General features: G+C 45.6%; 26 protein-coding genes and 3 tRNA genes. 26 read left to right on the top strand and 3 right to left on the bottom strand.

The window, feature by feature from the left end; genetic code table 11:
• The first annotated feature begins 257 nt into the window (after positions 1-257).
• The 17 genes from ACFSVM_RS20335 (at position 258) to ACFSVM_RS20415 (ending at position 11,598) form a co-directional block, all read left to right on the top strand.
• On the top strand, positions 258-2,060 hold the full coding sequence (locus ACFSVM_RS20335) for a phage tail tape measure protein (RefSeq protein ID WP_379264423.1): 1,803 nt from the start codon (positions 258-260) through the stop codon (positions 2,058-2,060).
• A 13-nt stretch (positions 2,061-2,073) separates the two neighbouring features.
• Complete coding sequence (locus ACFSVM_RS20340) at positions 2,074-2,748, top strand: LysM peptidoglycan-binding domain-containing protein (protein WP_379264187.1); 675 nt, start codon at positions 2,074-2,076, stop codon at positions 2,746-2,748.
• On the top strand, positions 2,748-3,746 hold the full coding sequence (locus ACFSVM_RS20345) for an XkdQ/YqbQ family protein (protein ID WP_379264189.1): 999 nt from the start codon (positions 2,748-2,750) through the stop codon (positions 3,744-3,746). Before ACFSVM_RS20340 ends, ACFSVM_RS20345 begins: the two co-directional genes overlap by 1 nt.
• Positions 3,743-4,153, top strand: coding sequence for a DUF2577 domain-containing protein (locus ACFSVM_RS20350; protein ID WP_379264191.1), 411 nt, complete (start codon positions 3,743-3,745; stop codon positions 4,151-4,153). The genes ACFSVM_RS20345 and ACFSVM_RS20350 overlap by 4 nt, the downstream gene beginning before the upstream one ends.
• Positions 4,143-4,568, top strand: coding sequence for a DUF2634 domain-containing protein (locus ACFSVM_RS20355; protein ID WP_379264193.1), 426 nt, complete (start codon positions 4,143-4,145; stop codon positions 4,566-4,568). Before ACFSVM_RS20350 ends, ACFSVM_RS20355 begins: the two co-directional genes overlap by 11 nt.
• A complete protein-coding gene (locus tag ACFSVM_RS20360; protein WP_379264195.1) occupies positions 4,569-5,630 on the top strand; it encodes a baseplate J/gp47 family protein in 1,062 nt (353 codons plus the stop codon).
• A 20-nt stretch (positions 5,631-5,650) separates the two neighbouring features.
• Positions 5,651-6,028 carry a phage tail fiber protein gene (locus tag ACFSVM_RS20365; RefSeq protein ID WP_449290224.1) on the top strand — a complete coding sequence of 126 codons (378 nt, stop codon included), beginning with the start codon at positions 5,651-5,653 and terminating at the stop codon, positions 6,026-6,028.
• 100 nt (positions 6,029-6,128) lie between these two features.
• The gene (locus tag ACFSVM_RS20370; protein WP_379264199.1) at positions 6,129-6,929 is read left to right on the top strand and encodes a putative phage tail protein; all 801 of its coding nucleotides are present in this window, start codon (positions 6,129-6,131) and stop codon (positions 6,927-6,929) included.
• Between the two features lie 50 nt (positions 6,930-6,979).
• Positions 6,980-8,821 carry a right-handed parallel beta-helix repeat-containing protein gene (locus ACFSVM_RS20375; protein ID WP_379264201.1) on the top strand — a complete coding sequence of 614 codons (1,842 nt, stop codon included), beginning with the start codon at positions 6,980-6,982 and terminating at the stop codon, positions 8,819-8,821.
• A gap of 14 nt (positions 8,822-8,835) precedes the next feature.
• Positions 8,836-9,132, top strand: coding sequence for a hypothetical protein (locus ACFSVM_RS20380; protein ID WP_379264203.1), 297 nt, complete (start codon positions 8,836-8,838; stop codon positions 9,130-9,132).
• A gap of 18 nt (positions 9,133-9,150) precedes the next feature.
• Positions 9,151-9,453 carry a BhlA/UviB family holin-like peptide gene (locus tag ACFSVM_RS20385; RefSeq protein ID WP_379264425.1) on the top strand — a complete coding sequence of 101 codons (303 nt, stop codon included), beginning with the start codon at positions 9,151-9,153 and terminating at the stop codon, positions 9,451-9,453.
• On the top strand, positions 9,450-10,202 hold the full coding sequence (locus ACFSVM_RS20390; protein WP_379264205.1) for an N-acetylmuramoyl-L-alanine amidase family protein: 753 nt from the start codon (positions 9,450-9,452) through the stop codon (positions 10,200-10,202). The genes ACFSVM_RS20385 and ACFSVM_RS20390 overlap by 4 nt, the downstream gene beginning before the upstream one ends.
• A gap of 3 nt (positions 10,203-10,205) precedes the next feature.
• Positions 10,206-10,388: a hypothetical protein gene (locus ACFSVM_RS20395; RefSeq protein WP_379264207.1), complete on the top strand. Its 183-nt coding sequence runs from the start codon at positions 10,206-10,208 to the stop codon at positions 10,386-10,388.
• 83 nt (positions 10,389-10,471) lie between these two features.
• Complete coding sequence (locus ACFSVM_RS20400) at positions 10,472-10,972, top strand: DUF4352 domain-containing protein (protein ID WP_379264209.1); 501 nt, start codon at positions 10,472-10,474, stop codon at positions 10,970-10,972.
• 359 nt (positions 10,973-11,331) lie between these two features.
• Positions 11,332-11,417: transfer RNA gene (locus ACFSVM_RS20405), tRNA-Leu, on the top strand.
• A gap of 13 nt (positions 11,418-11,430) precedes the next feature.
• A tRNA-Arg gene (locus ACFSVM_RS20410) sits at positions 11,431-11,504 on the top strand.
• Between the two features lie 14 nt (positions 11,505-11,518).
• Positions 11,519-11,598 (top strand) — tRNA-Leu (locus ACFSVM_RS20415).
• A 78-nt stretch (positions 11,599-11,676) separates the two neighbouring features.
• On the opposite strand, the gene ACFSVM_RS20420 is transcribed toward ACFSVM_RS20415, so the two are convergent.
• The 3 genes from ACFSVM_RS20420 to ACFSVM_RS20430 form a co-directional block, all read right to left on the bottom strand.
• Positions 11,677-12,453: an ABC transporter permease subunit gene (locus ACFSVM_RS20420; protein WP_379264211.1), complete on the bottom strand. Its 777-nt coding sequence runs from the start codon at positions 12,451-12,453 to the stop codon at positions 11,677-11,679.
• 185 nt (positions 12,454-12,638) lie between these two features.
• A complete protein-coding gene (locus ACFSVM_RS20425) occupies positions 12,639-13,550 on the bottom strand; it encodes an ABC transporter permease subunit (RefSeq protein WP_379264213.1) in 912 nt (303 codons plus the stop codon).
• A gap of 123 nt (positions 13,551-13,673) precedes the next feature.
• Positions 13,674-15,968, bottom strand: a complete 2,295-nt coding sequence (locus tag ACFSVM_RS20430) for a helix-turn-helix domain-containing protein (RefSeq protein WP_076314971.1) — start codon at positions 15,966-15,968, stop codon at positions 13,674-13,676.
• 85 nt (positions 15,969-16,053) lie between these two features.
• Between ACFSVM_RS20430 and ACFSVM_RS20435 the strand changes: the two genes are divergently transcribed.
• The 9 genes from ACFSVM_RS20435 to liaF all read left to right on the top strand — a co-directional run bounded on the left by ACFSVM_RS20435 (position 16,054) and on the right by liaF (position 24,633).
• On the top strand, positions 16,054-17,574 hold the full coding sequence (locus tag ACFSVM_RS20435) for an extracellular solute-binding protein (protein ID WP_379264216.1): 1,521 nt from the start codon (positions 16,054-16,056) through the stop codon (positions 17,572-17,574).
• 229 nt (positions 17,575-17,803) lie between these two features.
• A complete protein-coding gene (locus ACFSVM_RS20440; RefSeq protein WP_076314972.1) occupies positions 17,804-19,342 on the top strand; it encodes an extracellular solute-binding protein in 1,539 nt (512 codons plus the stop codon).
• Positions 19,343-19,462: 120 nt separating this feature from the next.
• On the top strand, positions 19,463-20,410 hold the full coding sequence (locus ACFSVM_RS20445) for an ABC transporter permease (RefSeq protein ID WP_379264218.1): 948 nt from the start codon (positions 19,463-19,465) through the stop codon (positions 20,408-20,410).
• Between the two features lie 22 nt (positions 20,411-20,432).
• The gene (locus tag ACFSVM_RS20450; RefSeq protein ID WP_379264220.1) at positions 20,433-21,308 is read left to right on the top strand and encodes a carbohydrate ABC transporter permease; all 876 of its coding nucleotides are present in this window, start codon (positions 20,433-20,435) and stop codon (positions 21,306-21,308) included.
• A gap of 284 nt (positions 21,309-21,592) precedes the next feature.
• Positions 21,593-21,916, top strand: a complete 324-nt coding sequence (locus ACFSVM_RS20455; RefSeq protein WP_076314975.1) for a hypothetical protein — start codon at positions 21,593-21,595, stop codon at positions 21,914-21,916.
• A gap of 37 nt (positions 21,917-21,953) precedes the next feature.
• Entirely contained in the window at positions 21,954-22,625 is a 672-nt protein-coding gene (locus tag ACFSVM_RS20460) for a PspA/IM30 family protein (protein WP_379264223.1), read from the top strand.
• Between the two features lie 4 nt (positions 22,626-22,629).
• Complete coding sequence (locus ACFSVM_RS20465) at positions 22,630-23,088, top strand: PspC domain-containing protein (protein ID WP_076314977.1); 459 nt, start codon at positions 22,630-22,632, stop codon at positions 23,086-23,088.
• Position 23,089: 1 nt separating this feature from the next.
• The gene (locus ACFSVM_RS20470) at positions 23,090-23,785 is read left to right on the top strand and encodes a PspA/IM30 family protein (protein WP_076314978.1); all 696 of its coding nucleotides are present in this window, start codon (positions 23,090-23,092) and stop codon (positions 23,783-23,785) included.
• 200 nt (positions 23,786-23,985) lie between these two features.
• Positions 23,986-24,633 carry a cell wall-active antibiotics response protein LiaF gene (liaF, locus tag ACFSVM_RS20475; RefSeq protein ID WP_076314979.1) on the top strand — a complete coding sequence of 216 codons (648 nt, stop codon included), beginning with the start codon at positions 23,986-23,988 and terminating at the stop codon, positions 24,631-24,633.
• Positions 24,634-24,659: the final 26 nt, after the last annotated feature.

A 24,659-nucleotide genomic window follows, 5' to 3' on the forward strand; every position in this document is an offset into this window, starting at 1 on the left:
CATTTGATCTGATTGCGAAACTCAAGCTTAAGGACGAAATGACTTCTCCGCTTAAAGACGTTGAACGGCAACTCCGCCAAGTTAAACAATCGACAGATAATTACCGTAATACAACTGATAAATTACGTGATTCTAACGCTCGTCTCACGCAGGATACAAGTAGATCCGTTAACGCGATCAACAAACAAAAAGCTGCACTCGATGGACTCGGTAACGCAGGTAAAAACGCGCTTGGCATGCTCGGACGCTTATCGAAAATGGCGGCAGGCGGCGCGTTAGGTATCGGAGCTATCGGCGTCGGAGCTGCCGGCTACCTCGGATACTCATCGTTAAATAAAGCGATGGATTTCGAGGCGCAAATGTCTACGATTAAGGCGTTAACTGGCGCGACTCAGGCGGAAATGAAGAAGATGCAGGCGCTCGCACTAGAACAAGGCGCGCAAACAAAGTACTCCGCGCTAGAGGCTGCGAAAGGTATTGAGGAACTATTAAAAGCGGGAATAACGCCGGCGCAAGTTCAAGCGGGCGCTCTTAATGCTGCGCTTAATCTCGCAACGGCCGGTTCTCTCGAACTAGCGGAAGCCGCGGAGATTATGTCTACGTCACTTAACGCGTTTAAGAAGGACGGATTAACGGCGGCTCAAGCAGCGGATATTCTTGCGGGAACGGCGAATGCGTCGGCAACAGGCGTACACGAATTGCGCTATTCACTTGCGGCAGTCGGTGCGGTAGCCGATGGCGTCGGGATGTCGTTTAAGGATACGAATACTGCATTTGGATTATTCGCGAATAACGGTCTCAAGGGATCGGATGCAGGTACGTCACTTAAGTCGATGCTCCTGAATTTATCGCCGGCTACGAAGAGAGCGCGCGAGGCTATGATGGATCTCGGCATCATGACGAACAAGGGCGCTAACCTGTTTTACAACGCTTCCGACGAGCTCAAGTCGCTTGACGAGATTGCCGGAGTTTTGCGTACCACTTTAAGCGATCTAACCGCACGTGAACGCCAAGACGCATTGCGCGATTTGTTCGGAACTGACGGTATTCGTGCAGCAAATATCCTTTATAAAGAAGGTGCGGCGGGCGTTAAAAAGTTCTACGACGAGATGCTTAAGGTAACTGCGCTAGATGTTGCGAGAGAGAAAATGAATAACGCAGCCGGTGCGGTTGAGCAGTTTAAAGGCGCATGGGAAACGTTACAAATCTCCGCAATGCTTCCGACATTGCCAATCGTTAAGGATCTCGCTAATGCAGCGGCAGACTTCATTAACAAATATTCGCCCGCGATTACTAAGGCAATGGAAGATGCGGTCAATGGCGCTAAGAGATATCTAATGGAAAACTTTATTGATAACCCTGAGTTCCGTAATTTGCCTACACTTTCAGCAAAGGTTGATTTTACTTTTGGTAAGATCAAAGACTTATTTGACGACTGGTGGGCATCTAGCGGTAAGGCAGGAGTTAGAGAACTTACTGGTGATGTGACAAGCTTTATGCTTTCAACACTTGAAGCGGCGGTTCCTCGAATTGCAGCTATCGGTGTAAGCATGGGTACTGCGCTCGTAAAGGGCATATTGGATGGGATTGGTCAAGCACCTATTACTGCTGTAGAGAGCACACTCAAGACCGACGTAGTTAATAAGGTCTTTGACTTTACTGGTGACGTACTGCCTGAATGGATGGGCGGTTACGCCGAAGAAGACAGCGCTCGTCTTAAAGCTGAACGTAGAAATAAGCTCGGTAATAAGAGCGGCACACCACTCAACCTGCTTTCGGAGACACCGGCCCAACAAATCACTAAGTCGAACTTAAATTTCATGAAAAATGCAATACCGCATTCCGGCGGACTCGACCGCGTTCCATACCACCGTTATCCAACGTTATTACACAAGGACGAAATGGTCCTTAACGCAACCGAAGCGCGCAAATATCGCGGAGACGGCAACGGAAGCTCAGGCGCAGGCCAAGTACTCATAACGGGCAACACGTTCCATGTGCGTAATGATTCGGATATTGAAGCGATTGCTACGGAACTAGCGCGACAACTCGCAGTGTAAAGGAGGACGGTAAATGACGGTAAGACAACGGCCGCAGTTTTGGCTCAAGTTTAATAATAACGCAGAAGTGTTTTGGTTGCCGGTTAATCCCCGGTCACTATCCGCAACATCAACGCACGGATTCACGGACATAGACGTTACGCAACTAGGCGAGTATACCGTTATCGGAAATAACCGATTGCGCGAATACTCGTTTTCTTCGTTATTCCCACGCGATTATAATCCGTCCTTCTGCGAGCATCCGCGTTTAAAAGATCCGTGGGAGACCGTTAAGATGATCGAACGTTGGCAACGGTCGGGTAAACCGGTGCGCTTCATCGTTACGAATACGCCAATTAATCTGGCGGTCACTATCCGGAGTTTCACATACGAAGAACGCGGCGGTGAGCCTGGCGATATCTATTATACGTTAACATTGAAAGAGTACGTATTCGTGTCGTTCCGTAAGACCTCGGATACCACGGCTAAGTCCACGTCATCCGCCGCGAAGAAGGCGGAGAAGCAGCGTCCTAACGAGAAGACGACGCCGAAGTCGTATACGATTAAGTCCGGCGACTCGCTATGGAAAATCGCGCAGAAAGTCTACAAGAACGGAGACGACTGGCGCAAGATTTATGACGCTAATAAATCCGCAATTGGCCCGAATCCTAACGCGCTGAAAGTCGGAACGAAGCTGGTGATCCCGTAATGGCAACGGAATATAACATTGAATACGGCGGTCGCTACATCGATCCCATCGTTCAGAGCGTCAAGTGGTCGGGCGATATTCCGCTTCCTTATCGTACGCTTATCGTTACGTTATCTAATACGATTAACGGTAAAATGCAGGCGGTAACGTTCGAGCTCGGCAAGGAAATACGATTTCACGTAAACGGCGCGGAGGTCTTCCGGGGCGTTATTTTTAGTACTACGATTGACCATTCCGGACGCATGTCGATTACCGCGTACGATGAGAACGTGTATCTTACGAAGAACTCGGATACGCGCAAGTTTACGAAGATGACGGCGACGGCTATCGCGAAGCAGTTGTGCCAGGCGTTCGATATTAGCGCAGGCACTTTTGCAGCGTCCGGGTACGTTATTCCGAAGCTGATTCTACGCGACATGACGTTATGGGATATGCTCGTTACTGCGTTTACAGAGACGCGTAAACAGAACGGTAAGCGCCTGTACGTTTATTCGCGTAAAGGCAAGTTATACATGGCCGAGCGCAAGGATATTATCGTCCGTTGGATACTCGAAAACGGCGTTAATATAACGGGAGCCTCGCGGACTCAATCGATAGAGGAAACGCGCACTGTCGTTAAGGTTACGGGCGGCGATAAAGATAAACCGCTGTCAGCTACGGTTAAGAACGATAGCGCGGTTAAGTTGTACGGAACGATGCAGCATACGGAAACGGCCGATTCGGATTCGAACCAATCGCAAATCAATCAGCTCGCAGCGCAGAAATTAAAGGAACTCAGCAAGCCAAACGAAGAAGCAACGGTAACTGCGCTCGGACTTATCGAAGTCGTAACGGGCTCATCGGTATACGTGCTCGAAGATATGACGAAGCTTATCGGCGGATTTTACGTAACGGCCGATACGCATACGTTTGAAAACGGCACGCACCTAATGGACGTTACGATATCGAAAACGGATGACTTACCGCAACTTGATTACGTGGAGGTGACGGAGGATTGAACGAAATAATCGAAGGTTCCGGATTTGCGAAGCTCAGCGGTGTGATTAAAACGCTCGGCTACAACAAGGACGTAGACATCGAACTGGCAACCGTACTCGCACCGCTTCCGAATCTGCGCATTCAAATCGACAACATGAAGATTGAACTCGAAGCGGACGACATAATCATCGCGGAGCACTTAACGGACATTGAACGCGAGATATCGTTCAGCTTTCCGGTTAGCGGAGGCACCACAAGCGCAGGTTCGCCGTCTCACTCACACGGACTCGGGAACATTGCGGCATCTTCCGCTAAAGTCACCGTTAAGTCTCCGCTTAAAGCCGGAGATCGCGTTATCGTTGCGTCAATAAAGGCCGGCCAATCTTACGTTGTACTCGATAAGGCGGTGATTTTAAATGGCGCTTAGTCCAATCGCAGAAACTGCGGTTACGGCGGCAGAAACGGAGAGCAATACGTTAGTCCAGACAATCGCTCCGTCAAAGACGTATTCGCTCGACTTTTCGAACGGAAATATTGGCGGATTGGTTGACGGAATCGAAGCGCTCAAACAATTTATACTCAAAGCGATCCGCACTGCGCGTGGTCGCTTTTTAATTTACGACGACGACTACGGATCTGAACTCGAAGACGTACTCGGCGGCGATTCATCGTTTGAATTACTAGCTGCGGAAATACCACGCGCAATAACTGAGGCGTTAATATACGACGACCGAATCAGCGCGGTGGATAACTTCGTCATTACGCAGGAAGGCGACGCCGTGTACGTTGAGTTTACTGTAACTTCCGTTCTCGGCGCATTCGGCATGGAGGTGACGTTATAATTGGCTTTCGAATCGCAAACTAATGAAGCAATATTGACAAGGATTCTATCCACGTATGAAGACGGATTTGATAAGCGACAGGGCTCCGTTATTTACGATATGCAATCAAAAATATCACCTGAATTAGCGCAAGCCTATATCGCATTGGATACCGTGCTTAACCTCGGATTCGCGCAAACATCATACGGTCCTTACCTCGAAATGCGCGCGAGGGAACGGGGCTTAACGAAGAAGGCAGCGGTTGTCGCCGTTGGTTTTGTTGCGTTTACGGGTCCGGAAGGAACGGAGATTCCGGAAGGTACGACGCTATCAACCGGAGGCGAGGCGCCTGTCGCGTTCGAAACAACGGAAGCGGCAACGATCGGAAATAGTGGCGCAGTTACCGTAATGATTCAGGCGCAGATAGGCGGTGTGTCAGGCAATGTCGGCCCCGGAACAATTACGCTCGTTAACGGTGAGCTAAACGGGATTATCGCAGTAAATAATCCGCAACCACTAAGCGGTGGATTCGATGAGGAGACGGACGAAGCGTTTCTGCAGCGTTATCTCGAAGACGTACAAACGCCGGCCACAACCGGCAACGAAGCGGATTACCGTCGGTGGGCGAAACAAATTGCCGGCGTATTTGATGCGCGTATATTCCGGGCATGGAACGGCCCTGGCACCGTTAAAGTATCGCTACTTGCGGATGACAAGACCGCGCCGAGCCAGAACGTTATTGACGAAGCGGCAGCGTATATCGAGAGTCAGCGTCCACTTAACGCAGCGGTTACGGTTGTTGGCGTTGAAGAAGTGCTCGTTAACTTGCGGATGGTCCTTACGCTAAGAGACGGAGCAGACGTTAATACCACCGTTGAGCAGGTCCGGTCGAATGTGCGCGCTTATCTCGAAGGGCTCGCGTTTAACGATCGAGTTGTCCGGTATTCGAAAGTGGGCGAGGCGATACTTAATGCGGAAGACGTAATCGACTACGAGAATTTAACGATAAATAACGGAACGGGTAACGTCCTAATCGACGAGGATCAAGTCGCGGTTATGGGCGCTATTGTCGTGTCCGAATAGGGGGAAATAAGATGCCGGGAATGTCCGATTATCTTGAAAATAGAATCCTTAATCACGTTTTGAAAGGCACAGCGTACACGGTTCCGGCTGGAATTTACGTTGCGCTTTTTACGTCCGATCCGACTGACGCGGGAACAGGAACGGAAGTAAGCGGAGGTGCATACGCAAGGCAAGCAGTTACGTTTAATACCGCGACAATCGGCGCGACAGCAACGGCGGCCGACGTATTGTTTCCGGTAGCTACTGCGGCATGGGGAACGGTTACGCATATCGGTCTCTTTGACGCGGTGACTGGCGGCAATCTCCTGTTTTCGTCCGTGCTGACTACGAGTAAATCCGTACCGTCCGGCGATCAGATTAAGATAAACGCGGGCGATATTACGGTGACGCTCGACTAAGGGGGCGTTATAGTTGGCGGAAATTACTATCGCAAGTAATAGCGTATCAGAGGCGACTTTAAGCGGTCGCCTTATTCGCGTTACGTCCGCAAGTACTGCGGTGATTTCTTCGGGAACAGTAGCGGATTCAACCGCTATTAAGCGTCAATTCGCGAAGTCAAGCGTTATCACCGCTGCATCTATCAGCGCTAAACAGACGAGAGTTGTGCGCATTGCTTCCGCGAATACATCCGCATCCAAGGCCGCGGTTCTTGACGTTAAGAAATACCGCACGATTAGCGCGAAAATAACCGTTAGTACTCGGATGGAAGCGTATCGTACTGACCGTGATATACGCGCCGAAATGACCGATTATTTGCCGCGATATTACGGTGATTTTCCGGTAGTCAGCGCAATGATCCAGGCGGAAGCAAGCGAGGCAACGCGTCTACATGCGCTAGTTGAAGCGTTAGTGTTCGAGTTTTATCCGGAGACTGCGACGGACATCGGTATTACGCGGTTTGAAGCGGAGTGCGGAATCGTGACGGATCGGACTAAATCGCTTGAAGCGCGACGGTCCGAAGTGATTAAGCGTAGACGCGGAATCGGAACGGTGACACTGCCGAAGTTTACCGGGATTGTTAACGAGTTTTACGATTGCACGGTCGAGGAGAAACCGAATGAATTTCGCGTGGCAACAACGATATGGAGTAAGCGCGGAGTGCCAGAGAACATTGCGGAAATGGAACGGGAAGTTAACGCGGTGCTGCCGGCGCATCTTGAGCACGAGTTCGTTCCAACGTGGTTAACGTGGGGTGAGATCGAGGATTACGGATTGACCGGTGAGGAAGCGGAGCAATACACCGGTGATGAACTCTCCAAAAGATTTTTATTTCCTTATTTGGGAGGAAGGTTATCATAAATACTTCTAACATGAATTTAAAACAATGGACGAGACAAGAACCATGGAAGGTGGAAGATTTTAACACTGCACTCGTTAAGGTCGATGAGGAGTTCAAGCAACGCGGAGTCAATGTTACGTGGCCCTTATTTGGTGCCGTTGGTGATGGAGTTACTGACGACACAGGGGCGGTGCAATCGGCCATAGATTACATCGAATCAGAATACGGAGACCGGGGAGGAACTGTTTGGATTCCAGAAGGTTACACCTTCAAAATAGATGTCGTTAAAATCAGCTCCATGCATATTAGAATTACAGGCGGTGGAGTTGTCGACGGACAAATCTTAGTTGAAAGCGTAGAAAGAGCCAACCCATCTAGTAATAATATTAAAGATTTGTTCACAGTAATTAAAGATATAAAGTTTATTAGTAGTGATCCTGATAAAGATGCAGCAATCAAAATCAGCAATACTCGTGTTGTATCTATCGCAGGCTGTTATTTCGAAAATTACGTTGCAGGGATTTTCGGTTTTCCAAAAGATTACGGAATCCCTTATCAGCAAACCGCAAGAGTAAGAATCTCGGATTGTGTATTTTATGATGTGGACTATTGCGTAAAAACAGTCTGGATTCCGTGGGTTGCTGGAGGCGATCCAAAATGGGTGTACCATCAACATGGGGATTGGCAAGTGTCAAACTGTCAAGCTTATTACTATGAGCGTGGCGTCACACATCTCCATTTTGAAGGGCAAGACGGAATAATTATAACGAACAACATACTCTTCCATGATGCGCGTAGCAATCGCAGTCCAATTAAAGAGCATAACATTTACATCAGGCAATCTAACTTTGCAATTATTAGCAGCAATGATCTTTTTGAGGCCGGGCTTGAGTCGATAAAGATTTTAGATTACCGTGTGATGAAAATTAGTGACAATGCAATTGCATGGTGCGGTCAGCGAATTCCGTCTAGTGCTGTATACGTTGAAACTACAGACATAAGCAACACACATCATGCGTGTTCACTTGCCATTAGCGATAATGCGATTGATGGTACTAGTAAAAATGGAATCGAACTTGGCAGCAACCCAATTAAAGCCAAGATTTCAGACAATTCTATTTTTAGGGTTGGGGTCGATAATTTTTATTATGGAACTGAACCTATATCTACAAACCTAGCCGGAGTTTTTGTTAAAAGAAACGACGAAGGAATTGTAAATAAAGATACCGTAGTAGTTTGTAATAACGTTTCAGACAGGGATATTGTTGTTCAAAGAGGCCGTTCTTACAACAACGAGAATATAAACGCTGAACAACTTGTGTCAGTACTTTCTATTAACAGTCCTACACCTAGTGTTCAAGGTGAGAAGACGTTATTTAGAACGGCTAATACTGTAACAACTAATATTACAAGCCTGGACGGAGCGATTAAAGGGAAGATCGTTGAGATATTAATTAACGATAATTTCACCTATATTGCTAACTCTGGAAACTTCTCTTTGACTAGACCTGTGTATGAAGGAATAGGGTCCACTTTGAAATTGTTCTATAATGGCTATCAATGGGTCGAGATAACGGGACGATACACGGGTAGATATGCTTTCCAGGACGTAACTTCAAACGGTGTCATCGACTTAAGATTACATTATGTTTGGGATTTGTTTGGCATGGGGGGAAACTCGCAGCCTATTTCATTTGCGAATAGCAATCAAGACAATAAAGTAATTACATTAATGTTGAGGTCAGGATCAGGCACATCTCCCCTGAACTTAAATTTCTCCCCTGACATTCAATTGCCCGTTGATTTCCCGAGGCAGGCTACTTACAATTCTACCATTATGGCTACGTTTGTATATAACCAGCATTTATCAAAGTGGTTTAACTTGTCGTATCAAATTGTTCCTAATAATTAATGGGGAGAGGTCACATGAGAGAATCGGAAAAAACGATCAAAGTAACTAGGGCAACGGAAATAAATGTTCCTGTGGCATTTGAAGCACTAGAGGAAATATACGAATCAAAACCACAATCTAGGATTGACGTGAGGATTGCTTATTACGACGGGACAGGGGGCGTACTTCAAAGTTTTAACGTTACAATATCAGGAGAGCACTATCACTTACTTATGTCTGAGTCACCGGAGTTTGCTCCAGGCAAGCCCGCTAACGAATACCGAGAAATTGATTTATGGAAGATAATCGATCAGCTATCTGAGGAGGTGTAGACGCTGGATACCGCACTCATAAACGCTGCTCTTAAGGACGGTATATTCGCCGTCCTTTTTGTTGCGCTCTTTTTGTATCAATTACGCGAAGCACGCCGCTTGTCAGACGAGGCGAAAGCGCGTGAAGAACGCATTCAAACAGAAGCACGCGAACGTGAGGTCCGCATCCAAGACGAAGCAAAAGATCGCGAGGACCGCCTGATGACGCTCGCGGAAGACTTGACGGCACGCTTTGAAACACTCGCAAGTCAGTACGAAACTTTGGCGCTCGATGTTCACGATATCAAATCGGTAGTCAACGGAAGGGAGGGAACGCGATGAAAATCGTAATTGACGCAGGCCACGGCTATTACACGTTCGGCAAGCGCTGCCCTGACGGTTCCATGCGCGAATGGGAATTCAACTCGGTCGTTGCGAATTACGTTGCGCAAATGCTTGCGGCTTATGACGGAGTTGAAACGAAATTTACGCACGATGTAACGGGTAAGACGGACGTTCTATTGAATACGCGAACTAAGATCGCTAACGCTTGGGGCGCCGATATTCTCGTTTCAATTCACGCGAATGCTGCGGCCGGAACGTGGGGGATCGCGGAAGGAATCGAAACATTCGTTTACTCTACGAAATCGACCGCGTCTGTTAAACTCGCGAACGCAGTCCAGGCGCAGCTCATTGCGAAAACAGGGCGCCGTAATCGCGGAGTTAAGACGGGCGACTTGCACATGGTACGCGAAACGAAGATGCCGGCGATCCTCGTTGAATGCGGCTTTATGGATAATCGCGTAGAAGCCGCGCTACTTAAGACGGATGCTTATCGGCGTAAATGTGCGGAGGCAATCGTTGCCGGCATCGTTGAAGTTTACGGATTAAAAGCGCGAGTTAAGGAGGCGGCTGACGTGCGCGTAGATAAAGCAAACGTAGTCATCGACGCGAAGAAAGCGAAGGACGGCGTATTAATTGACGGAACAGTCTACGTACCCTTGCGCGAAGTTGCGGAGTATTACAGCGCAGCTATCGCGTGGGATAACAAAACGAAGACAGCGACTATTACAACGAAAGGTGGAAAATAAACGATGAAAGAGCGAGTTAAGAATCCGATGTTTGTAGCTGCGGTAGTTAGTTTCGTTTATCAGATTCTCGCGAATAACGGAGTTGCTCCCGATATGGGAATGTGGCAATTAGGCGTCGATCTTCTGACCTATTCGTTGATGGGATTCGGTATTTATAGCACATTTAATAAAACTGAAAATAGTTAATTTTACGTGACCTATTACCTAAGTGTATCGTATACTTATGGTAGTAGGTCCATTTTCTGTTAATGGGAGGAGTAAGTATACATATGGAAGATAGTACACGACAGTTCCCACGTAAGAATCTATACATATTAATAGCAATCGTTGCAGCAATCATAGTAATAATTGCGGTAAGATTAGCCGCTGACAATAACGGTCCATCCTTTACGTCTTCTAACGCGCCTATCTCACAAAACCTTACGTTAGGTGATCGAGTAACCGTTGGAGAGTATACGTTTATGTTTGACGGTTTCGAGGTATCGGAACAAGGGGACGAAAGTGACATCGTTACCTTTAGCGGGAGTGTAACGAATGATACGAGAGAGCCAATAACCGTTTATACAACGTTAATTGAACTAACAGACGGTTATAATACTTTCGCACATTCCTCTAATACGATTAGCGGTGAGATTAATCCGGGACTATCGGAGAACGGAGAAGTAACGTTTGAAATTCCTAAAAATACGACCGACCTTCGCCTAGTTGTCCATTCGAATATGTTTGGCGGTGGGGAGACGGCAACAATTTATTTAGAGGACACACAATAAATACAAGCCCGGCTGCATACGCTGGGGTAAAGCGATCGCCTACGCGATTGCGCTAGGGTGCGACCTGGAAACGGGTGGCTCCCTTTTCGTCGTTTATAGCTTTGATATACCCACCGCCCACCGATATATGACGAATAAGATGAGGTTAATATGCGCGCAGAAAAATTCGAAAAAGTATTTGACATCGAAGTACAGGCCGTGATATGATCTTAAATGTTCCGGTTGAAACGCACGTTAGACGGTCGCTAAGCTGAACGTATAAAAGTCCACACGTTACTTGTTCGTAGGGGATAACGTTGTGCCGACGGAGAGTAAAGCGAATGAAGCGAGTAAAGTACGTTGCGAATCGTTGATATTAAGCGGGAGTGGCGGAATCGGCAGACGCACAGGACTTAAAATCCTGCGGTAGGTGACTATCGTACCAGTTCAAGTCTGGTCTTCCGCATGTTAGATAATATGTGCCCTTAGCTCAGCTGGATAGAGCGTTTGACTACGAATCAAAAGGTCAGGAGTTCGAATCTCTTAGGGCACGCTTTAATTAAATAAGCCGGTGTGGCGGAATTGGCAGACGCGCGCGACTCAAAATCGTGAGGGAAACCGTGGGGGTTCGAGTCCCTTCACCGGCATCGTAAAAGAGGAACATTACAGTAGTAATGTTCCTCTTTTTTGTATTGGACAAACTGGATATCAAGGAAGATTGCCTGCTATATACGCGTAGATTGATAATGGCGTCGCAATCCTTCACCAAGCAGATTAAAGGTGACGATGGTGAACATCATGGCAAATGCTGGGTAAAAGACAAAACCAAATTGGCTTCGAAAAATTTCGTGACGGTGACTTGCAAGAAGAGCTGCCCAATTTAAGCCGGTTTGGACAAATTCGTTAGTATAATAGTCGACCTCTCTCCATTCATGTGAAAGAAAGATACTGATAATAGATAACTGTCCTATAAGAAGCATGACTTTGCCTAAATCAATGCAGAAATTAACGATCAACTCTGGTAACAGTGCAGGTATGTAATAGTTCTTCACTAGAGTTCTAGAGCTTAGTCCTAACGCAATCCCAGCTTCCATATAACTTTCCCTGGACAATTGATTAGCCTGTTGTTGAATTGTATAGGCAACACGGCCCGCTTCCACGGCAGCAAGAATGAGAATGGACCATAACAGGCGGAGATCAGTAAAGAGAAGAAAAGGAATAGCTAGTAGTAAGGCTGTTGCAAAAACAGGTGGCAAGAAAGAAAAACATTGATTCAATGCGTTAATTACATGGTGAAAGAATCCTTTCTTTTTGCATGATAATAGTCCAAGTGGGATTGCGATTATATAGCGAATTAAAGTAATTATGATAACAATGAATATGGTTTCTTTGGCTGCAATCACAATCTTACTTAAATTATCGACTCCTTTTTTGTCAGTTCCGATCCAATTCTTCTCGGATGCTTCGAACGCAGGAAGTTCAAGCTTATTAAATGCATCCATACGGTATCTCTCCTGGCTCAAATTCTTATCTATAAATGGAAGGTGAGGGCCAATAAACATCACAAATAGAAGCAAGCCTAACAATATACTACCGATTAACAAGGGAATATTCTTTCGCAATCTGCTCACCTCAAACTCTAACTATCTATGTAACTTAAATATTAAATCTCATATTTTCTTATGTATTATTGACGATCGAAATATCGGCGAGCCGCAGCAGCGATCCATTGAACCAATAAAAATAGCAGGATGAAGTAAAGCACAATATAGATAATGACGCCAGGTTCATAATTGTTTCCGGTTCCAACTTGAGTATCGTAATCAAGGGCTTGGGATAAGCGGTACGCTGCCCCAGGGTAACTTCTATAGATTTCGACCATTAGCAGATTTGAAAGAATGAATACGAGCATCCCTGGAAGATGGGTTAAGATTGTAATAATACCATTAGCTAACATATGTTTACACAGTATAACCCACTCGCGAAGTCCCTTAGCCCTGGCTAATTTGATGTATAATTTATTTTCTTGTGAGGTTAAGGAAGCGGAGGTAAGTCGTGCAATCTGGACAATCGGATAGATGGATACTAGTAAGGAAGGGATGATAAAGCCCTGCCATCCATCGGTCGCAAAGAAACGAATAAAGGGAACATTTTTGATAATAAACCATTGGATAAGTAAAATAAGGAAAAAATCGGGGATGGCATTGATGATCCAGGTTGTCCAATTGCCGAGCAAGTTCAATCTGGTTTTGGAGAGACGGTAATCCATAACTCCTTTTAAGATCCCAAAGATCAAGCCAATTAACAATGCTGTCACAATCACCAGCAGGCTTCTGCCCATTGCTTTTAATGCCTCTGATTCTGAAGAATGGCCAGAATATCTCGATTCCCCCAAGCTTCCGTTCTCGATCGCTGTTTTGAAAAATTCACTAACATGGGCTGTATACTGACTTAGAGTAAGAGAGGGCTCCTCGGCTACGATCTTATAATCCTGAATACTTAGTTCAAGCTGACGAGGAATTAGAACAACAGAAACGATAAGACAGAAGGCAAGGATGCTTACAATCAAAGATTTTAGCATTTGATACTTAAGATTCATATCTACCTCCAATAGATTTCAAAGTATACATCTAGTAGTATCACAATTTACCTGTTTTTGTCTATATTAAGCATCTACTGTAAAGAATCTAGCACTAGTAGACGACTATCCGTCTCCTTAGCGCTAGATTGCTTTTCTGTCTTCACGATATTGTCCGGGTGTGACGCCCTCTAATTTTCGGAAAGAGCGAATGAAGTTTTGTGAATTGTTGTACCTTAGTTTGGTTGCGATGTCCTTGATGGACATATCGGACGTTGTCAGCCATTTTTTTGCCATACTAAAACGATAATTGGTCAAGTATTCGCTGAAAGAGCAGCCCGTTTCTTTACGAAAAACACTGCTGAGATAGTTGGCATTGTAGTGAAGTCGATGGGCGCATTCCTCTAACGTTAGATCTGTATCATAATAATTCTGTACAAGGTCAATGATCTTCTCAGAAATATGATGATATTGAGTATTTTGGCGATTACGGAATACACCAACGATAGGAAGAATGAGCTTGAACCAGAACCAATTACGGATCTCATCAACGGTGTCCAGCTTCAGAATATCTTCAAAGACAGAGCGCTTCTCATGATAGATATGATGTACGCTAATTCCAGACTCTTGCATCATCAGCAGAAGATTATTAAGCAGCCGAGTAATTGGTATTTGATATTCATGGGGAAGGAGCTCAAGGTCGAAGATACAGTTAAGCAGTTGATCAAAAGTGTCCCGAGCCTTTCGTTCATCTGCCAGCTTGATCGCCTCTATCAGCTCATTCTCCAGCTGTGCAGGATAAGACAGGTTCACGTAGTGCTTACCATCATTAAGATCCTGATATTGGATAACGATGCCTTTACCGAGCTTAATTCGGTGTCTGAGTGCTTCCAGCCCCTCCCGATATGCCATGGAAATACCATGAAAAGATTCCACAGGTAAGCTGATCCCGATGCTCACTGATAGATCAAGAACCTGATCAATATGGTTTTGAACATCCTCTGTTAAGGAGTAGAGATAAGCATTAAATACGGTATCATCCGTTTCTTCACCGCCAACCAGCAGAACGATCGTATGGTCTATTATGACTGGAGTGAGACGTTCTTTCTGTGAGACAAGCTCTTCCAGCATATTTTGCACGGCAAACAATAGCAGCTCAAGGTCTTTTTTCTCATATCGGGTTTGCTCTGTAAAATCAATCTGAATGGTCAGGACAGCCATCGTGCGCCATTCGTTCATTTGTTTGCCATAACCATACTGCTCGAGTTTGTGAAGGAGCTCATTTGATTTGAACTGGCCTGTGAATACTTTGGTTAGATAGAAGGTTCTAACCTGCTGGATGTGCTGATGCAGCTCCTTTTCAAGCCTTGACTTCGACTGGAATAAGTCCGACACTTCAGCCCCGATATGCTCAAATTCGTTACGATCTGGTCTAAGCCCTAGCTCATTCAGTAATCTACGGATAGGTGAATAAATGCGTCTTGATCCAAGAAAGGCCATTCCAACGGAAATAAGCAGCAGAGCCAGACACATCAGTAGAGTGTAGGTTCCAATTTGTGAAGATTTTTGAGTAAGACTCTGGATGGAGGTTGCCGATAAATAGGTCCAGTCATTAAGCTCGGAACGATAATAAGATACCGCATAATCTTGACCTGACAATTCGGTTGTAAACTGTCCTGACGGCTGCTCGAGCTTGCCTTCGGCATGGAGTCCGCTCTCAGATAAGGGCTTCCCGATCAGTTCCTGATCATAATGGAACAGGATACGTTCATTGGCATCTAAGATGATAATGTCTTCCGTTGAATCACCGTCCTTTTGAATAAAGTCCTTTAGCTCACAGGAGGGGATATTGGCGATCGCAAGACCGGATTTCTCAATTCCGGTGGCGGGCAGCTTTTTAACTAGGCTGATATTGTACTGGCAGTTGGCACCGTTCGCATTCTCCTCACTATAAAACCACTTCGACGGAGTAAGAGTCCAGCCTGAATTCTCCTTCATATTTTGGAGACCTTGAATCTCGTCGGCCAGGGGGTAATCATTGAAACGGTAGAGACCTGAGTTTTTGATCATCCAGTTTTGGTCGAAATTGATAAGTACAACATCATCGAGCTTGGTTTCAAAAGACTGCATGTTTCGGACTTCGGTGCGGAGATCATTATAGGTTTTGAAATCGGTTACAAAAAGTGGGCTTTGAAGAGCGTTTTTAAGCACACTGGAGCTGACTACCTGATTAAGGGTGTGGTTGACAGTCACAAGCTTTTGTTCTAAATTGGAATTAATTTGCAAAATAAGCTGCATCTTACTGCTGTTGACGTTCCGCTGTATCTCCTGAGTAGAGGTAACATAAGCAAATACACCGATGAAAATGACAGGAATCGTGCTCAGCAGGAGGACGAAGATCGTTATTTTGCTTAAAAAGCTCAAAGCGTTCCAGCGCATGGACATCACCTGTCTCGATTAGTAATTGAGGCTTCTTATTGATTATGCCTATAAATGGAAAATTCGGCAAGGGGGATGGGCGGTTATGATGGTTCTTTTTAAGCGAGTAGCATGGGGGAGACGCATAATTGCGGCCGGGGCAGGTCTATTGTCCATGATGATCGTTACCGCCTGTAATAGTGGTGCCCTTAAGGCAGAACTGCAAGTACCAGCAGAGGAGAAGCTTCCAATATCGATGATGGTCCCGCTTCATTTTCCCCATCCGCCGAGTGATGAAATCATGGATCGAATTGAGCAGCTTACTCATACGGAGCTGGAGATCAATTGGATCACAGACGGTATATACACAGATAAGCTGAACACGGCACTCACGACCAATTCCATGAAGAAAGTAACCTTTGTGAAGCATATTGATTATCCCTTTATCAAAAATGCGATACGAACGGATGCATTCTGGGAAATCGGCTCCTATATCGAAGAATTTCCGAATCTCCGATATCTGGATTCCGGTATACTTGAGCAGACGGCGGTGGATGGACGTATTTACGGATTATACACAGAGAGACCCTCTTCAAGACAAGGCGTCATCATTCGAGAAGATTGGCTTGATCGGCTGGGGCTCGAAACACCGAAAACATTAGACCAGCTGTACGAGGTTATGAGAGCGTTTACTTTTTCTGATCCGGACGGAAATGGCTTGCATGATACGATTGGATTAGCAGATCGCAACGACCTCACCTATGGGGCTTTCAAGACACTGTCTTCTTATTTTGGAACACCGAATAACTGGCTGGTCAAAGGAAACACATTAATCCCTGAGTTTGAGACCCAGGCCTACATGGACACGATGAACTTCATGAAGAAGCTCGTTAAGGAGAAGCTGATCAATCAGGACTTTGCTGTCACTAGCAAGGATGTACAGAGAGATATGATCATTACAGGTAAAGCTGGTGTATATATTGGCAGCATGACGGATGTGCAGCGTTTGTATGATGAGACTAAGGTACTGAATCCAGACGCAAGATTCACGCTTTCGAATCGAATACAGGGACCGGCGGGATATAAAGTGTGGTCTATTCCAAATTATAACGGTGTTTTTTTATTTTCGAAGAAGGCCATAGAAACAGAGGCGGAGCTGAAAAAGATCCTAGGCTTTTTTGACAGAACGATGGATGAGGATGTTGCCAATCTGATGCGGTATGGTATTGAAGGTATACACTACACGGTTCAGGATGGAAAGGTGCTTCTGGATGAAGGAACGTCCATTCTGCGGGTTAACGAAGTAAATCCGTTGTACACATTAATGATTGCGGATCTCAGCAACCCCAATGTAATGCCAATTGCGAAGCAGGAGGCCTTAACTGCATTAGCAGAGGAATTAAGTATGGATAATGAGAAGTTCCTGGTTCAAGACCCGACCCTCCATCTGGAGTCCGATACGTATGCCGAAAAAAATGTGGAATTGGAAACATTGATATCCGATGCAACCTATCATTATATTTTGGGAAATCTTGACCAAGAAGGCTTCGCCCGTGAGATTGAACGATGGAAGCAATCGGGTGGAGAGGATATTATTCAAGAATATACTGCTGCTTATTTCAAGTGAATAGAGGAATTTGCACCGTCCAATGGTGATTCGCAGGAATCACACACATTGGGCGTTTTTTTTGATCTAGTAGAGCAGAAATATAGATGATAATCAGGATAATCATTTGATTAGATGTCGCACGGAGTAAGGTGATATGGGCAAATGATTGTATTCGTACTCTGTTTTTAAAATGTAATGTGAGAGTGCAAGCAAGTTATCCATCAACTTAATGGAGGTCATGACAAATATGAAAAAAAGAACATTCGCCATGCTCAGTCTATTAACGTCATTCAGTATGGTCCTATCTGCCTGTGGGGACGGAGGAGAGAGCAGTTCAGGTAATTCCAGCGAACCTGGGGCGTCACAAGGCGGGGAGAAAGCATCCAGTCAACCGGCAGAGATTACGATTATGCTTCCTCTAAATACAGCCGAAACCCCACCGGATACGATTAAAAATGAAGTGGAGAAGCTGACAAATACGAAGCTGACGTATCAATTTTTTCCGGCGGACACATACGAAGAGAAATTAAATACCTCCTTTGCGACAGGCTCACTGCCGGATGTAACTTACTTGAAGAATCAGGCCACCTTCATTCAAATGAAGGAAGCCATTCGTGACGGACAGTTCTGGGAAATAGGACCTTACTTAAGCGAATTTGAAAACTTAAATAAACTGAAGCCGCTCATTCTTGAGAACACAAAGGTGGATGGAAAACTTTATTCACTATATATCGGTAGGCCACTAGCAAGGCAGGGACTCATCTATCGTAAGGATTGGGCAGATAAGCTGGGCATTGAAGCACCAACCAATGTGGATGAATTCTACACTATGTTGAAAGCGTTTAAAGAGCAGGATCCGGACGGAGATGGACAGGACAATACAATTGGACTGACGGACCGAAATGACCTGGTATATGGCGCATTCAAGACCGTTGCTTCCTGGTACAAGGTTCCGAATAACTGGGGGGAGAAGGACGGACAGCTCCAGCCGGATTTCACTTTTCCTGAGTATATGGAAACCCTCGATTTCTTCAAGAAGCTTCATCAAGAAGGGTTAATCAATCAGGATTTTGCGGCTACGAGTAAAACGGATCAAGTTAACTTGTTCACGAGCGGCAAGGCAGGAGCTTATGTCGGGGCAATGTCGGATATTAATTCCCTGCACAAGGATCTGATCAAGAATGCGCCGGATGCTGTACTGGATGTGGAGAGCATGATTGCTGGACCTACAGGAGAAGCGTCAACCTGGGCAATTCCTGGATATAACAATGTCATTCTGTTCCCAACTTCCGCGATCAAGGATGAAGCAGAGCTGAAGCAGGTGCTAGCCTTCTTTGACAAGATGATGACTCCTGAAGTGGCCAATCTGATGTACTGGGGGCAGGAGGGCGTACATTATACCGTTGAGGACGGTAAGGCCAAAGCGTCGGAGGATCAGGAAAAAACCGAACGTGAAGTGAAGGGTTACAAAGACAGTGTTATCGGGGAACCAGAAACCAATGGAATGTACGAAGGGTATCATGATCTGCCAGGCAGAATCCATGCAGAAGAGCTGACGGTAGCGAACGAGGAGATTGCCGTTCATGATCCTACAGCAGCGCTTGATTCTGAGACTTATACAACCAAAGGTGTTGAGCTGCAGACGATCATTACGGATGCGACTTACAAATATATCTATGGAACCTTAGATCAAGCAGGATTTGAAGCTGCTGTAGCGCAGTGGAAGAAGCAGGGCGGGGAGCAGATTATTCAAGAATTTAATGAAGCGTACGCAGCCAAGAAGTAACAATACGGTTCTTTGTAGTTAGTAGTTATCAAAGCATAAGTAACACCAAAACATCCGAATAATGTTACATCCAGACGTTTCTAGTGCCGCCGGACATACCGGATAGAAAGGGAGAGAGCCATGCAGGAAATCGCCGTTCCATCTGCAACAACGCGTAAAAAGGAGAGCAGGCTGCGTAAAAGAATTTGGAAAAATAAATGGATTTACGTCATGCTGCTCCCAGGTATTCTCTATTTTATGATCTTTAAATATTTACCGATGTATGGACTTGTCATTTCATTCCAGGACTATAAGCCGTTCAAGGGGATACTTGGCAGCGAATGGGTAGGATTTGAGCACTTTGCCCGATTGTTCAATGAGCCGGATTTTCTAAACATACTCACGAATACACTCATCCTGTTCGGGTTAAATCTGCTCTTCTACTTTCCAGTGCCGATCATTCTTGCCCTTATGCTGAACGAGGTGAGGAACTCCTTCTTCAAGAAGACATTCCAAACCCTCGTGTATCTGCCGCATTTCATGTCCTGGGTTATTATCGTGTCGATTGGCTATGTCATGCTGACGATGGACGGCGGGATTGTGAATGAGCTGCTCGTATTTTTTGGCTTCGAGAAAATCAATTTCTTGCTCAGCACAGAGTGGTTCAGGTCAACGTATATCATTCAGGTAATCTGGCGTGAGGCAGGCTGGGGAACGATCGTTTACCTTGCTGCCATTGCCTCTGTTGACCCTCAGCTATATGAAGCGGCGAGAATGGACGGAGCGAATCGGCTGCGTCAAATATGGCATATCACCCTTCCTGCCATTCGTAGTGTCATCATTATTCTGCTCATTCTAAAGATCGGTGATGTGCTGGAGCTTGGCTTCGAGCATGTATATCTCCTGCTGAACTCGATGAACCGGGAGGTTGCAGAGATTATTGATACTTATGTCTATACTGCTGCGATGAAGCAGGGGCAATTCAGCTATAGTACAGCGATTGGCTTCTTTAAATCCTTTGTCGGATTGATTCTTGTCATGATTGCCAATAAGCTGGCCAAAAAAATGGGTGAAGAGGGCGTTTACTAATCTCGTCGGGAGGAGAGAGAAAATGGTTGAAGACAGAACGCTGGGCGGAAAAATGTTCTCGTATGTGAACTTTATTCTGCTTGCTGTCATAGCACTGGTTACTGTATTGCCATTTGTGCATGTGGTCGCTGGTTCATTCACGACAAGTGCTGAAATGGCAGCCAAGAAATTTGTACTCATCCCGACAGATTGGAGTCTGGATGCCTACAAGTTTATATTTTCAACAAATACGATCTTTCGAGCGATGCTGGTATCCAGTGGGGTTACCGTCATTGGCACATTGTTCAGTATGCTGATTACATCACTGATGGCATATGGACTCTCGAGACGGGATCTGGATGGACGCAAAGTTATCATGTTTATGGTCGTCTTCACGATGCTGTTCAGCGGAGGGATGATCCCTACGTTTCTCGTTGTGAAGGAGCTTGGATTAATTGATACGTATGCTGCCCTGATCTTGCCAAGCGCCATAAGTGCCTTTAATATGATCATTCTTAAAAATTTCTTTCAGAACATTCCGGAGGGCTTGGAAGAATCCGCGAAGATCGACGGATCGAATGATTTTGGAATTCTGTTCCGTATCGTGCTTCCGCTGTCCATGCCGGCCATTGCAACCATCTCACTGTTCTATGCGGTTACGTATTGGAATACCTATATGAGCGCGATCCTTTATTTAAATGAGAGTAAAATGTGGCCAATCCAAGTGTTGCTGCGTCAAATCGTTGTACTCGCAAGCGGTATGGACTACAGCTCAGAGCTGGATTCCTCCGTTCCACCGCCCGACCAGGCAGTGAAGATGGCGGTAATCGTGGTAGCGACACTGCCGATCCTGATGGTCTATCCATTCTTGCAGAAGCATTTCGCGAAAGGTGCGATGCTGGGCTCGATTAAGGGCTGAGCCAGCTGTTCGAAATTTTGTTTATCAAATGTGAGTCATTCCGCTCCTCTTCACCAGAGGGGCGGTTTTTGTGTTGTATTTATGCTTACGATAATGTCTGTACTTATAAGGTCTTGGCTCATCCCCGACCAGAGTCTAGGTTAAAAAACCGTCCCCGGTCCGTTTTGAAAAGAAGTAAATTCTCCTAAAATAAAGTCATAAGGAACACGAAGTAAAAACAAGAAACAAAACACGAAGCAAATCGTAAAGAAGAAAGACAAACAAGAAGGCGGTGATAACAACATATGAGATACAGTAAAGGTAAAAGCTTAGCGATCATCCTGATCGTCGTGGGAGCCTTGATGCTATTCGGAGGGTTTCTTCCCTTCCTTGGAGCAGTAACTAGAGAAATTATGGGTTATCTGGTTCCAATCGCGATGATCGCTCTTGGATACTACGGTGTCAAGAGAGGAAACACCTTAATCGGTTACATCATTCTAGTCATTGGTGTGCTGGTTCTGATCAGCAAGCTGGCATGGTTAATCGGACCCCTCATTGCAATCGGGTTGATCGTATTTGGGATTTACATGCTGAAGGACAAAAGCAATCACAGCAGCAGACGTTACTAATTAAATTTAACAGTTGGAAAGGGAGGTCAGATCAAGAATGGGCGTATTTCGTCGAATGCGGGATATCACCGCAGCCACCATTAATGAACATCTGGAACAAAGTCAAGATCCTGTCAAGCTGATCGATCAATTTCTGATGGATACACGAAATGAGATTGGAGAGGTTGAGAAGCTTCACCAGCAATATTCAAGACATACCAGACAATTAAAGCAGCAGGTAGATGAGGCTTCAGCCATGATTGCGAAGAGAGAAGAGCAGGCTCTGCTGGCACTCAAAGCGGAGGAAGATCATCTGGCCAAGCTGGCATTGCAGGAAAAAATGCTCTACGAAGAAAAGTACAAACAATATATCGAACTGTACGATCAAAGCAGAGATGCACTGACAGAGCTTGAGGAGCAGTTAGACCATCTCAAGACTGAATATCAAGCAGTGTACAGCAAGCGTCAATATTACTATGCAAGAATGCAGACGATACAGCTGCAGCAGCGAATGAATGAACGCTCTGGCCAATATGGCGGAAGACATGTTCCGGGAATGTTCAATCGCTTGGAGGACCGGGTGTCTGATCTTGAGTATGAGGCAAGAAGTCTTCGGGATCTGCGCCGCGGTGAGCAGTCAAGAGAAACCAGCCAGTATTCCGTATCTGATCTCTTGGAACGAGAGATGGCGAAGCTCAAGAAGAAGCTGGAAAACGGAGGAAAGGAGTAATTAGATGAGTAAATTATATCGATCAAGACGCGACAAGATGGTAACCGGGCTACTCGGCGGGCTATCCGAAACACTCGGCATAGACTCCACACTAGCAAGACTGATATTCGTAGTCAGCATCTTTTTCACAGGCGGCGTAATGATCTTCCTCTACTTCATTGCTGCGCTTGTTATACCTAAGGAATATATACCACCTTATGACCCTTATGGTCCAGGGCCGGGTCCAGGTGCAGGTGGATATTATGGAAAAGGCAATGAATATGCGAACCAAGGCGGGTTTGCTTCTTATAGAGAACCGCAGAGAGACCGATTCAGCGGCAATCGTTATCAGAGTTCAAACGCTTATGAGCCCAAACAGGATGATCTCGACTCCATGATGGGTGATATTGAGAAAAAGGCATTAAAGAAAGAAGTAGAAGAGCTGCGCCAAAAACTATCGAAGTATGAGAAGGGAGATTTATAAAATGGGAGTATTTAAAAGAATTAAAGATATGACAAAAGCATCGGTGAATGAAGTTCTGGACAAAGTAGAAGATCCGATTGTAATGCTGAACCAATATATTCGTGATATGGAAGCAGAAATTCGTGAGGCAGAAGTTACTGTCGCGAAGCAAATGGCGAATGAGCGCCGGATGAAGCATCGTTTGGAAGAAGCGGAACGTCTTGGTGTACAGCGTGAATCGCAGGCTGAGGCAGCACTTGTTAACGGGCAGGAGGAAGTCGCACGCAAGCTTCTTGAAGAGAAGATCTACTATGATCAAAAGGCAGAGGAGTATAAGAACTTCCATGTGGAAGCAGAGACTCAAGCAAAAGAGCTTGTGCAGCAGCTTCATGACATGAAGGATGAGTTCTACAAAATGCGTAACAAACGCAATGAGCTAGTATCCCGTGCACAAATGGCCAAAGCCAAAAAGCAAATGAACCAAATCAACAGTGTTCACACGATCGAAAGCGGCAATGCATCTCTTGGATTCCATCGTATGGAAGAGAAAATTATGCAGCTTGAAGCGGAAGCAGATGTCATGCGTGCTCCATACCGAAGCAGCTACACGAATAATCCGGTAGAAACGGAGAAACAATTCAAAGTAAATGAGCAGCTGGAAGCATTGAAGAGCAAGCTGAACGGCAAAGCCTCTTCTGAAGATGCGCCTAAAGAATAAGCTATTCAAGTCAGCATGAAGTTATGATAGAATCAAGCAGTGGTTTAAACTAGGTTGAATAGAGCCATACGGGAGCGATATTGTTCCGTATGGCCTTTTTTAAGATCATAGGCCGGCTTTAATGGCAGTAGTGCGATTCGAATTTATCCAAATACATATCGGCCAGTGTGGTCGAAAATTGACATGAGGGGGTGCGACAGATGAGTAACAAAAAGCAGTTTTTTGCAATACTGGCGATAGGGATCGGTCTGCTGATGCTGCTTGGAGATTTTATCAGCTTCTTTACGATTGTCGCACTTCTCTTATTGATTTATGGTTACTTCAAATTCCAATCGGGCAATGCCAAAAAAGGACGCACATATCTGGGAGTCGGCGCAGCCATTCTCATTCTTGATAATTTGATCTTTGTTGTCGGTGTAACCCTGATTTCACTTGGCGTGTTCTATTGGAAGGGGCGTAAAGTCCAGCCGAGAGAAGGCTACATCATCAATCAAAATTTTATGTCCAATTTTGCTTGGGATGAGGAGCCATGGATGCTCAGAAACACATCGATCTGGCATGTCATCGGTGAAGTGGATGCTGACTTATCGCTGGCTATTCCGGAGACGAAGGAGACCGTTGTTTATCTGCAGGGAGTGATGGGAGATATTGATTTATCGATCCCAGAGGATTATGGTGTAGAGATCGAAGCATTTATACTACTAGGCAAGCAGCAGTTCGGGAATGATCAAAAAGGCGGAGCAATGAATCGGCTTGTTTATCGGACTCCGGGCTATGAGAACAGTGAATATAAAGTGAAGTTTGTCATTTCCTATTTAATTGGCGACCTAAACGTACGATTAACGTAATACTCAACAGGAGGGAGGACTCCCTT

The organism is Paenibacillus shunpengii (genome assembly GCF_042684905.1).
GTDB lineage: Bacteria > Bacillota > Bacilli > Paenibacillales > Paenibacillaceae > Paenibacillus > Paenibacillus shunpengii.